We start from the raw sequence: 11009 nt of genomic DNA, 5'->3' as shown, positions 1-11009 counted from the left end.
GCACCGGGTCCGTGCCGGGAACGCGCATGAGGACGGCGTGAGGCGGGCGTGACAGCCGGATGAGAATCCGCGCGGGCGGCCCGCGGTGGGCCGCCGGGCGGGGTCGGCGGGCGCACACTGGGGGCGAGAGGGAAGGTGGTGCGAGATGTTCCATCGCCACTTCCATCATGTCGGTTGGTCCGGCACCTGGTGGCCGGGGTTCTGGCTGTTCCTGATCGGCTTCGTGGTGCTGGCGGCGCTGCTGACCGTGCTGATCGTGCTGGTGGCACGCCGGAGGGAGGCGCACCGCGCGGTGCCGGCGGGGGCGGACCGGGGCACCGGGCCGCAGCGGATCCTCGCCGAGCGGTACGCCCGCGGCGAGCTGGACGAGGAGGAGTACCGCCGCCGCCTGGAGATCCTGCGCGAGCCACCGGGACCGGACCCGAGCGGCTGACCCCGCGGGCCGCGGCGCGACCTCAGCCCTCGACGGCCCGGGGGACCGGCGGCAGGTCCGTGGCGCGCAGCAGACCGTGGATCGGACCCAGCGCGGGCCGCCGACGCCCGGTCAGCTGGTCGACGACGACGGCGCAGCCCGCCCACCGGGCCCCGCAGCCGAGCGCCAGCTCCCGCACCGCGGCGGCCTGGCTGCCGGTCTCGATCCAGTCGTCCACCAGCAGCACCCGGTCCTGCGCGGTCAGCGCGTCCCGCCGCAGCCGCAGGGTGTGCCGCAGGCCGCGGTAGTCCGGGTCGGTGTCGCGCGCCAGCTTCGGGCCCGGGAAGAGCCCGCCCGCCTTGCGCACCGGCACGAACCCGACGCCGAGCTGCACCGCCGCGGCCCCGCCGAGCAGGAACCCGCGCGACTCCACCCCGACCACGGCCGTCACGCCGGCCCGGCGGAACGGCTCCACCAGCCCGCGCACCACGGCCGCCAGCGCCGGGCCGTCCCGGAAGACCGCCCAGACGTCGGCATGCCCGCCGTCCCAGCGGAAGTGCTCCAGCACCGCCTCCCGTGCACTGATCAGCTCCATGCGCCGAGTGTGACGATCCGCCTGACGCACCCTCAACCGGTTTACGGCGGCGCCGGGGGCCACCGGTGGGCGGTGGGGTCGGGGGACCCGGCGTCAGTGGGACCGGCCGATCAGGACCCGCTCGCCGGTGTGCTCGCAGTGGTAGCCGGCCTCGGCCAGCACCGCCGCGATGCGCAGGGTGTTGCGGAAGGCCGAGGAGCGGGCCGCGGCGCAGGCCCGGGTGCGGACGGGGGCGGGCCAGGTCTGGTGTCCCGCCGCGGGGTCCGGGGCGCCCTGCCAGGACACGGTCACCCCGTGGGCCAGGGCGGTCACCACGGCGCCGTCGGACTCGTGGCCGTGGCCGGCGAGGGGCAGGCCGGCCCGGCGCAGCGTGTCGCTGACGGAGTCGAGCAGAGTCGGGAATCCAGGCATGGGTCCACGCTACAAGCTGAACGTTACGTGAACGTATAATGACATTACTCTCTGGTGACCGCGTGGCGAGCAGCGTCGCGAGGGTCGACACCTCACGGGTGGGTCCAGGGCGCCGCCCGCAGGTCACCGGTGCTGCGGCGGTCGCGGGCGGGTGACGGTTCGTCGGCCGCCCGGCCGACCGCGATCATCGAGACGATCGCCCAGCCCGGGGCGGGCCGGAACTCGGCCGTCAGGGCGTCCAGGTCGAAGGCCCGGAACTGGTGCGAGGCCAGGCCCAGCGCCTCGGCCTGGAGGGTCAGGTGGGCGACGGCCTGCCCGAGGTCGTAGTCGGCGAACTCGGAGTACAGCAGGGCCGAGTCGTCCACCGTGCGCCGGGTCAGCGCCACGATCAGCAGCCCCGCGTCGGTGGCCCACCGGGCGGAGCTGGGTGCGAGGTGGCGCAGCACCCGGGCGTGGTCCGCCTCGCCGGGACGCGCGGTGCGGAACCCCCAGGGCTGGGAGTTCCCGGCGGACGGCGCCCACCGGGCCGCCTCCAGCAGCAGCTCCAGCGCGTGGTCGTCGACCACGCCCGACGGATCGAACCGGTACGGGCTGAACCGGCCGGCCAGCAGCGGGTGGAGGCCGGGCGGCAGCGGGCGGCCCGGCTCGGGCCGCGGAAGATCGTCGAGCACGTGACGGTGCAACAGCGGCCCCGGGCGGCGCATTCCGCCGGCCCGCCCCGGCCCGCACCGGGCCGGTGCCGCGACCCGCCCGACGGTCGGTCAGTCGGCGGCGACGGCCGCCGGTTCCTTGGCCGCGGGCAGCCCGCTGGTCAGGTCCTCCGCGATCAGCCGCTTGGCGATGGTGTCCACCGCGGCCCGCAGCTCCGCGCTGCGGGGGCGGCCGACCTCCTCCTCCAGGCGGGAGTTGAGCCAGTCCGACCAGGCGCCGGTCAGGGTGGCGACCTCCACCGAGCCGGACGCGGTGTGGCTCAGGTAGTCGTACTCCCGGGTCAGGTAGCCCTCGGTGACCATCCGCTCGAAGACCGGCTCCAGCACCTCCGGCGGCAGCTTCTTGCGGGCCGCGATCAGGCCCAGCCGGGCGTGGCCGACCGCCCGGTTGAACAGGTCGACCTCCATCAGCGCCCAGGCCCCGGCCAGGTCCACCCGCGCGTCGGACCGGGCCAGGATGCCGCGCGCGGTGTCCAGGTCGGCCCGGCGGATGATCCGGCAGACGCTGGACTCCAGGTACTGGGCCGAGTCGCTGCCGTTGGGCTGCGCGAACCCCTCGCCCATGTCGGTGGAGGCGGCCCGGACGCTGTCGCGCAGCTGGACCTGCTTGAGGAAGAGCGAGACCACGAAGCCCAGCAGCGCCACCGGCACCGTCCACAGGAAGACGGTGTGCAGCGCGTCCGAGTAGGCGGCGATGATCGGCGCGGCCTGCGCCTTCGGCAGGCTGTGCAGCCCCTCCGGGCTCTGCGCGGCCTTGGCCAGCACGGCGGGGTTCGCCCCGGTCAGCCGGGCGGAGGCGGCCACCCCCGCGGCCAGGTTGGTCTTGAGGGTGTTGGCGTAGATGGTGCCGAAGACCGCGGTGCCGAAGGAGCTGCCGATGGTGCGGAAGAAGGTGACGCCGGAGGTGGCGGTGCCCAGGTCCGCGTAGTCCACGGTGTTCTGCACCGCGATGGTCAGCACCTGCATGCACAGCCCGATGCCCAGGCCCAGCACGAACATGTAGACCGAGGCGAGCCAGGTGCTGGTGCTCGGCTTGAGCAGCGAGAGCAGGTAGAGCCCGCAGGCCATCACCAGGGAGCCGACGATCGGGAAGTACCGGTACTGGCCGGTCTGGCTGACCACGTTGCCGCTGAAGACCGAGGCGATCAGCAGCCCGATCACCATCGGCAGCGTGCGCACCCCGGAGACCGTGGCCGAGTCGCCGTCCACGTACTGCAGGAAGGTGGGCAGGAAGGTCATCGCGCCCAGCATCGCGAAGCCCACGATGAAGCTGAGCACCGAGCAGACCGCGAACACCGGGGTGCGGAACAGGCGCATCGGCAGCATCGGCTGGGCGGCCCGGGTCTCCACGAAGCAGAACGCGGCCAGCGCGACGGCGCCGCCGACGAACAGGCCGACGATCAGCGGCGAGCCCCAGGCGTACTCGTTGCCGCCCAGGCTGGTGGCCAGGATCAGCGCGCTGGCGCCGACCGTGACCAGGGCGATGCCCAGGTAGTCGATCACCGGCCGGACGCCCGCCCGCACCGAGGGCAGGGTCCGGGCGGCCGCGATCACCACCACCACGGCGATCGGCACATTGACGTAGAAGGCCCAGCGCCAGGTGAGGTGGTCGGTGAAGAGCCCGCCGAGCAGCGGGCCGATCACGGTGGCCACGCCGAAGACGGCGCCGATCGCGCCCTGGTACTTGCCGCGCTCGCGCAGCGGGATGACGTCCGCGATCAGTGCCATCGAGGTGACCATCAGCCCGCCGGCGCCGACCCCCTGGACCGCCCGCCAGGCGATCAGCAGCGACATGTTGGTGGCCAGGCCGCAGAGGAAGGAGCCGGTGATGAAGACGACCGCCGAGAGCTGGAAGACGATCTTGCGGCCGAACAGGTCGCCGAACTTGCCGACCAGCACGGTGGCCACCGTCTCGGCGAGCAGGTAGGAGGTCACCACCCAGGACATGTGGGCGGCGCCGCCGAGGTCGGCCACGATCGTGGGCAGCGCGGTGCCGACGATCGTCTGGTCCAGGGCGGCCAGCAGCATGCCGAGCACGATGGTGGCGAAGACGATGTTGCGCTGGCGCACATCGAGGACGGGCGGGGCGGCCTGCGGTGTCTCGGTGCGCGTCGTCGTCATAGCGGCAGGCTCACACCGGTGGTGCGGGGGCGCGAGCCGGGGCGCCCACAACGGTGAGTCAGCCGGCCGTCCACGGAGCCGGTTCGACAGTTTCACGAAATCTGTCAAGAAGGGGGCGTCAGGGGTCTGGTCGGCCCTCGGGTCTTATTGTACCGTGCGTCAATAAGACCCCGGTGGGAGCGCGGCACGAAAGGTAGCGCCATGGCGAAGACGGGCACGGCCCCGCACAGGCACGGGCACACGACGGCGGACGAGGACGTGTCGCAGCGACTGCTCGACTCGGCCGCGGTGCTCTCCTACGACCCGGCGGTGGAGGTCGACTGGGACGCCCCGCTGGACCCGGCGCACCACGGCCTCAACCCCGAGTGGAGCACCCTCTACGGCACCCGGCTGTGGAGCGAGATGACCGAGGAGCAGCGGGTCACGCTGACCCGGCACGAGGTCTGCTCGATCATGAGCACCGGCATCTGGTTCGAGATGATCCTGCAGCAGATGGTGCTGCGCGACCAGTACTTGAAGAACCACGGCAGCGCCGAGTTCCGGTTCGCGCTGACCGAGATCGCCGACGAGTGCCGGCACTCGATCATGTTCGCCCGCGCCTGCGAGAAGATGGGCGCTCCCGCGTACACCCCGATCCGCCCGGTCGCCGAGGCGGCCCGCGCCTTCAAGACGCTGGCCACCGGCGAACTCGCCTACGGCGGCATCCTGGTGGCCGAGGAGGTGCTGGACGTCATGCAGCGCGACTGGATGCGCGGCGAGGACGTGCTGCCGATCGTGCGGGCCACCTCCCGGATCCACGTGGTCGAGGAGTCCCGGCACATGAAGTTCGCCCGCCAGGAGATCCGCGAGCGGCTGCGCTCGGCCGGCCCGGTGCGCCGGCGCACCAGCGCCACCGGCATCGCCGTGGCGGCCGCCGTGATCCTCACCAGCATGGTGAACAAGGGCGTCTACGCCGCCGCCGGGCTGGACACCGGGCGCGCCGTGGCCGAGGTGCGGGCGAGCACCCACCGCAAGGCGATGATGCGCACCAGCTCGTCCCACCTGATGGCCTTCCTGGCCGACGCCGGCCTGCTGACCCGCTCCTCGGCGGCGATCTACCAGCGGCTGCACATGCTCTGAGGCGCGCCCGGCGCCCTCCGCACCCCCAAGGAACCCCCAGTGGCCTACGCGATCACCCAGACCTGCTGCACCGATGCCACCTGCGTGTCGGTCTGCCCGGTCAACTGCATCCACCCCACGCCCGAGGAGCCCGGGTTCGCCACCGCGGAACTGCTCCACATCGACCCCGAGGCCTGCATCGACTGCGGCGCCTGCGCGGACGCCTGCCCGGTGGACGCGATCTTCCCGGTGGACCGGCTGGCCGGCTCGCTGGCGGGGTACGGCGAGCTCAACCGGCAGTACTACCGGGAGAACCCGACCGACCACGCGTGGGGCGCGCCGCAGTTCCCGCGCAGCGCACCGGACCGGGTGGGCACGCTGCGGGTGGCCGTGGTCGGCACCGGCCCCGCCGCCGCGTACACCGCGCAGACCCTGCTGCGCGCGGCCGGCGCCGAGGTGACGGTGCTGGACCGGCTGCCGGTGGCCGGCGGCCTGCTGCGCCACGGGGTGGCGCCCGACCACCAGTCCACCAAGCGGATCGGCGACGGCTTCGCCCAGCTGTGGCACCACCCCAGGCTGCGCCTGCACCTCAACGTCGAGGTCGGGCGCGACCTGAGCCACGAGGAGCTGGCCGCGCACCACGACGCGGTGGTCTACGCGGTGGGCGCCGGCCGCGAGCGGCGGCTCGGCGTGCCCGGCGAGGAGGTCGCGCTGCCCGTCAGCACCTTCGTGGGCTGGTACAACGCCGAGCCGACGGTGCCCGCCGACGCGGTCGACCTGTCGGGGGAGCGGGTGGTGCTGATCGGCAACGGCAACGTGGCCCTGGACGTGGCGCGGATCCTGGTCACCGACCCCGACGAGCTGGCCGCCACCGACATCGCCGACCACGCGCTCGCGGCGCTGCGGGCCGGACGGGTGCGCGAGGTGGTGCTGCTGGCCCGGCGCGGCCCGGAGCACGCCGCGTACACCCGGCCGGAGTTCCTGGCGCTGCGCGGGCTGCCGGGGGTGGCGGTCGTGGTGGACGGCGAAGCCGGCGGCCGGGGCGACGGCAAGGCCGCACTGCTGGACGGCCTGCCGCACGAGCGGATCGACTGGCGCGAGCCGCCGCCCGCCGGGCGCCGGATCGTGCTGCGCTTCGACGCCCCGCCGGTGGCACTGCGCGCCGACGGGGTGGAGCTGGCCGGTGGCGAGCTGGTCCCGGCCGACCTGGTGGTGCGCTCGATCGGCTACCGCGGCACGCCGGTGCCCGGGCTGCCGTACGACGAGGCGGCCGGGACCGTCGCGCACCGGGACGGACGGGTGGTGCCGGGGGTGTACGTGGTCGGGTGGGCCAAACGCGGCCCGTCCGGCGGGATCGGCAGCAACCGGGCCTGCGCCGAGCAGACGGTGCACGCGCTGCTGGACGATGCCGAGGCCGGCCTGCTGACCGCACCGGACGGCGAGCCGGACGCGTTCGCCCGCCTGGTCCGCCGGCGCCGCCCCGAGGCCACGGGGCTGCGCGAGCTGGTCGCGATCGACCGGGCCGAGCGGGCCCGCGGCGCGGCGCTCGGCCGCCCGCGGGTGAAGCTGGCCAGCGTGCCCGAGCTGCTGGCGGCGGGCCGGCGGTTCGGGCGGGGCTGAGGCGGGCCGGCCGGGGCGCTCCGGCCCGGCGGTGGCTCAAGGGGCCGGGGCGCCGCCGCTCACGGGGTCGGACAGCAGGTGCTCACGGGGCCGGGACACAGCTGCTCACGGGGCCGGGAAGTAGCTCGGGAAGCGCGGCGCCAGCCACGGCCTGCGGCCCCAGGAGAGGGTCTGCAGGCGGGCCAGCGCCTGCAGCGGGGTGCGCCGGCCCAGCGCGAGCAGCAGGAAGGTGACGGGCTCGCAGCTGATCGTGCAGTCCGCACGGCGCGGCGGCTCCTGACTGACCGTCACCCCGCCGTCGGCTATCGCCACCCCGAACCGCGACCCGCCGCGCAGGCTGACCGCGAAGGCGGCGCGCACCCCCGCCGTGGTCCGCGGATCCAGCACCCGGGGCATCGCCAGGTGCAGGAAGGGCAGGCAGAGTTCCACCCGCTCACGGTCGATCATGTGCGGCCGGCCCAGCGCGCGGGCCAGGTCGTAGCCGTGCCCCAGCTGGTGGGTGAGCAGGTACGAGCCGAAGACGGCCAGGTCCATCGGCCCCATCGGGGTCAGCACCGCCTCGTCGGCCGGCCGGGCGGACACGGCCGCGCCGAAGGCCCGGGCCTGCTCCTCGATGACCTCGGCCAGCGCCACCGGGTCGCGCTCCGGGAAGGCGGCCAGCGACGCCTCGTTGGCCTCGGCGAGCCCGCCGGGCGTGCCGTCCCCGTACACCGGGTGCTCGGTGCCGGCCGCCAGCTCGGCCATCAGCAGGTTGGCCAACGCCAGGTGCGCGGCCGCCTCGCCGACCGTCCAGGTCGCGCCGGGGACCGGACGGTCCGGGTCGGCCCCCGCCCGCAGCAGCCGGCCGATCGCCTCGGCGGTGGCGGTATTGGCCGTGATCAGCGCGGCGGGCACGGACGCGGGTGCGGTCATGGGGGTGAAGCCTGGCCCATCCGCGCGCGGCTGTCCACCGTTCCTAGAGACTGAGTGGAAGTGAGTCCTGTTGCCAGGACCCGTGCTCGGCCGAACGCCCCGAACGGTCTTGGGTGTTCTGGTCCACCGCGTTCCTGCCGCGTCCGGCGCGCACGGATCGTGTCCGTGGTCCGGGGATGCGGGGGCGGTTTCCCTCACTCCCTCGGTCGCCGGGTCGGGCCTGGGCGGTCCGATGCCCGTGCACATCGCTCTGGTGTGCACGGGGCGGTGCCGTCCGTCGCCTGATCCGGTGACCGAGGGCGCGCCTGCCGATGGCCACCGAGGCGGCGGCGTGTCGGCTGGTCCTGCGGTTTGCGGTGGTGAGCGGCTTCTGCCAGTGTTCCGCGCCCCACCTGGAGGTGTAGGCGGGATCGACGGCGATCACGCCGAGCCCGGCTTCCGCGCACATGCTCAGCAGACGCGCGCGGAGTCTGCCGGTGGGGATGCCCGAGACGAGCTGCCGAAAGCGCTTCTTGCGGCCGTGCTTCTCCCGGGTCCTGGAGTCGGTGAAGTCCAGGTCTTCGACGGCGACGGCCTTGATGCCGGTGGCCTTGGCCCAGTGCAGCAGGCGGGTCAGGGCGTGGCGCAGTTGCGCGTCGCGGTGGGTGGCGGTACCGGTGAGGTCGTAGTCGAAGCGGCGGGGCCCGCCGACCGGGTTGCCGTGCCGGTCGAGCAGCCAGGCGGCGAGGTGGTCGGCGTTGGTGTCCACGCCGACCACGCCCTGTGCCCGCAGCGTCTCCAGCGGTACGACGGGAAGGTCTTTACGGGTCCAACTCGCGTCCAGGTACCAGCGGTCGCGTTGGACGTCCAGGTGGATGCGGTAGGCCACGGACCGGTCGGCCTCGATCCGATCGCGCCACTCCTGGCCCCGGTGCGGGAATCCCACCGTGGCGGCAAGGACGTACCGGCCGTGTTTCGCGTTCGCCAGGTCGGCGAGCGGGGTGGGGAGCTTGATGCTCACTGCGCCGTCGGGGGTGACGCGGATCGTCTCGTTGCCGTAGCGCTTGCCGGATTCCCCGTCGGCGGTCAGGAACCAGCGCGCGCTCTCCCACCGCTCGCGCCACCGGTCCTCGCTCAGGCCGGCGGCGGCCAGGTGGTGACGGGTGTTGAGGATCTTCCGCCCGCCGCGCACCACACTCACCCGGCCCGCTTCACGCTCGGCACGGACGAGCTCGTACCGGTCCTCGAGGGCCGCTAGGCGCCGGGTCTTGACGAACCACTCGTGGCGACTGCGGTAGCCGCCCGGCTCGCCCCGGCGGCCCGCCTCGCCGATCGGCAGGGACAGGCGGTGGCGGATCGTGCGGACGGCCGCGTCCAGGGACAGCAGGTGCGCGTGCTGCGCGCGACGGGACAGGCCCCACTGGTCGTGCGTGCCGGCGGTGACCGATCCGGCCCAGCGCGAGGACGACTGGGCCGTCAGCCCACGCTTGCGCGCGGCCCACGTGTCGGTGGCGTGCTCCAGGCCGTCGCGGCACCGACGCGCCAGATCACCACAGGCCAGCCGACCCATGTGCGCGCCGACCAGCCGCAACACCCTCTCGTCCTCGGGCGTCAGGCCCTTGAGCCGATCACGGATACTCACGCCCGACGGACCGCCCGCGACGAACGGCCGGGCGACGGCACGCAGCGGCCTGTACGGCTCAGCCATGCCCGGCGGCCTCCAACGCCTTGCGGGCACGGTTCTTCGCCGACCGGCGCCCGTACAGCCGCGCGCAGAACGAGGTGAGGACATCCGCCATGTCCTGTACCGGGTCGTCCTCGGCCTCGCCCTCGTCCAGGACGACCAAACGACGGCCCGTCGCGGACAGCGCGGCCTCGATCAGCTCCACGTTCATCCGGCCCAGCCGGTCCCTGTGCTCGACCACGACCGTGGTCACGTCCGGATCGGCCAGAAGCCGCTGCGCCCTGGACCTGGCGCCGTTCATACCCGACCCGATCTCGGACTCCGCGCGCACGACACGATGACCGGCCATGGCCGCCCAAGCGACCAGACGCGCCAACTGCCGTTCCAGATCGGCCCTCTGGTCGTGCGAGGAGACGCGGGCGTACAGGCCCGGACCGCCCACCACCTCCGGTGCGGCATTCGCCCCGATGTTCACCAGAATCGTGCGCGGACCGACCCGCTGAGCCGGTACCGGCAACATCCCGTCGCGGAACCAGCGATACGCGGTCTGCGGATGCACACCCTGCGCCTTCGCCCACTCCGTGAGGTTCACGCTCTGACAACGACACTCACTCACACATGGTTACGCTGCCCTTCCCGACTTCGAAGGCCAGCAGCCGAAGACCCCCTGCGCCGCTCGCCGCCGTTGCCGGAACCGCAACGGTATTTGCCACCCCGCGCGGCCTGGCGCAGCCTGCAGGGGACAGCACTGAGTGCGAGGCCGAGGAGCCGCGATGACCATGGAGCAGGACACCCGGGAGTTCTGGGAGGGCCACTACCGCCGGCGCGAGCGGATCTGGAGCGGGAAGGTGAACCCGGTCTTCGCCGGGATCGTCGAGCCGCTCGCCCCCGGCCGGGCGCTCGACCTGGGCTGCGGCGAGGGTGCGGACGCGGTCTGGCTGGCGCGGCACGGCTGGCAGGTGGACGCCGTGGACGTCTCCGCCACCGCGCTGGAGCGGGCCGCCGGGCACGCCGGGGAGACCGGCACGGCCGACCGGATCGCCTTCCACCAGGTGGACCTGGTCGAGGAGTTCCCCGAGGGGCGGTTCGACCTGGTCTCAGCGCAGTTCCTGCAGTCGCCGCTGGAGTTCCCGCGCGCCGGGGTGCTGCGCCGGGCCTTCGCCGCGCTGAACCCGGGCGGCCTGCTGCTGGTGGTCGACCACGCCGCCGGCCCGCCGTGGTCCGAGCACGCCCACGAGATGGAGTTCCCGACCCCGCAGAGCACCCTGGCCGAGCTGGGCCTGGCCGAGGACGAGGTGCTGGTCGAGCGCGCCGAGACGGTCGAGCGGGCCGCCACCGGTCCGGCCGGCGAGCACGGGCACCTGCTGGACGGGGTGCTGGTGCTGCGCCGCCGTTGAGCTTGGTCTGGACCTGAACTCGCCACCGCCCGGACCGGGTTGGCCTCGTGCCCCCGGTCCGGGCGGTGGC

Annotated in this window: 11 protein-coding genes; 4 read left to right on the top strand and 7 right to left on the bottom strand. The window is 73.9% G+C overall.

What is annotated here, in order from left to right:
- Nucleotides 1-145 precede the first annotated feature (145 nt).
- Nucleotides 146-433 carry an SHOCT domain-containing protein gene (locus ACFW1A_RS32520; protein WP_380415296.1) on the top strand — a complete coding sequence of 96 codons (288 nt, stop codon included), beginning with the start codon at nt 146-148 and terminating at the stop codon, nt 431-433.
- Between the two features lie 22 nt (nt 434-455).
- Here the strand turns inward: ACFW1A_RS32520 and ACFW1A_RS32515 are convergent, their stop codons facing one another.
- The 4 genes from ACFW1A_RS32515 to ACFW1A_RS32500 form a co-directional block, all read right to left on the bottom strand.
- Nucleotides 456-1007 (bottom strand): phosphoribosyltransferase family protein, encoded by a 552-nt coding sequence (locus ACFW1A_RS32515; protein WP_380415294.1) that lies wholly within the window; start codon nt 1005-1007, stop codon nt 456-458.
- Between the two features lie 93 nt (nt 1008-1100).
- A complete protein-coding gene (locus ACFW1A_RS32510) occupies nt 1101-1418 on the bottom strand; it encodes a hypothetical protein (RefSeq protein ID WP_380415292.1) in 318 nt (105 codons plus the stop codon).
- 92 nt (nt 1419-1510) lie between these two features.
- On the bottom strand, nt 1511-2089 hold the full coding sequence (locus ACFW1A_RS32505) for a nitroreductase family protein (RefSeq protein WP_380415290.1): 579 nt from the start codon (nt 2087-2089) through the stop codon (nt 1511-1513).
- 90 nt (nt 2090-2179) lie between these two features.
- Entirely contained in the window at nt 2180-4300 is a 2121-nt protein-coding gene (locus ACFW1A_RS32500) for an MDR family MFS transporter (protein WP_380415287.1), read from the bottom strand.
- A 150-nt stretch (nt 4301-4450) separates the two neighbouring features.
- Between ACFW1A_RS32500 and ACFW1A_RS32495 the strand changes: the two genes are divergently transcribed.
- Both ACFW1A_RS32495 and ACFW1A_RS32490 read left to right on the top strand, forming a co-directional pair.
- Complete coding sequence (locus ACFW1A_RS32495; protein ID WP_380415284.1) at nt 4451-5368, top strand: diiron oxygenase; 918 nt, start codon at nt 4451-4453, stop codon at nt 5366-5368.
- 39 nt (nt 5369-5407) lie between these two features.
- On the top strand, nt 5408-6967 hold the full coding sequence (locus ACFW1A_RS32490; RefSeq protein WP_380415282.1) for an FAD-dependent oxidoreductase: 1560 nt from the start codon (nt 5408-5410) through the stop codon (nt 6965-6967).
- Between the two features lie 105 nt (nt 6968-7072).
- Here the strand turns inward: ACFW1A_RS32490 and ACFW1A_RS32485 are convergent, their stop codons facing one another.
- Genes ACFW1A_RS32485 through ACFW1A_RS32475 form a run of 3 tightly spaced genes read right to left on the bottom strand, consistent with a single transcriptional unit; the run spans nt 7073 to nt 10134 of the window.
- Nucleotides 7073-7879 carry a maleylpyruvate isomerase family mycothiol-dependent enzyme gene (locus tag ACFW1A_RS32485; protein WP_380415280.1) on the bottom strand — a complete coding sequence of 269 codons (807 nt, stop codon included), beginning with the start codon at nt 7877-7879 and terminating at the stop codon, nt 7073-7075.
- 43 nt (nt 7880-7922) lie between these two features.
- Nucleotides 7923-9566: an IS200/IS605 family accessory protein TnpB-related protein gene (locus ACFW1A_RS32480; RefSeq protein WP_380415278.1), complete on the bottom strand. Its 1644-nt coding sequence runs from the start codon at nt 9564-9566 to the stop codon at nt 7923-7925.
- Nucleotides 9559-10134 (bottom strand): IS607 family transposase, encoded by a 576-nt coding sequence (locus ACFW1A_RS32475; protein ID WP_380415276.1) that lies wholly within the window; start codon nt 10132-10134, stop codon nt 9559-9561. The genes ACFW1A_RS32480 and ACFW1A_RS32475 overlap by 8 nt, the downstream gene beginning before the upstream one ends.
- A 181-nt stretch (nt 10135-10315) precedes the next feature.
- On the opposite strand from ACFW1A_RS32475, the gene ACFW1A_RS32470 reads away from it, so the two are divergent.
- Nucleotides 10316-10939, top strand: a complete 624-nt coding sequence (locus ACFW1A_RS32470; RefSeq protein WP_380415274.1) for a class I SAM-dependent methyltransferase — start codon at nt 10316-10318, stop codon at nt 10937-10939.
- Nucleotides 10940-11009 lie beyond the last annotated feature (70 nt).

The sequence above is a fragment of the Kitasatospora sp. NPDC058965 genome, from assembly GCF_042741245.1.
Lineage (GTDB): Bacteria > Actinomycetota > Actinomycetes > Streptomycetales > Streptomycetaceae > Kitasatospora.
This window is presented reverse-complemented; position numbering and strand designations above follow the sequence as displayed.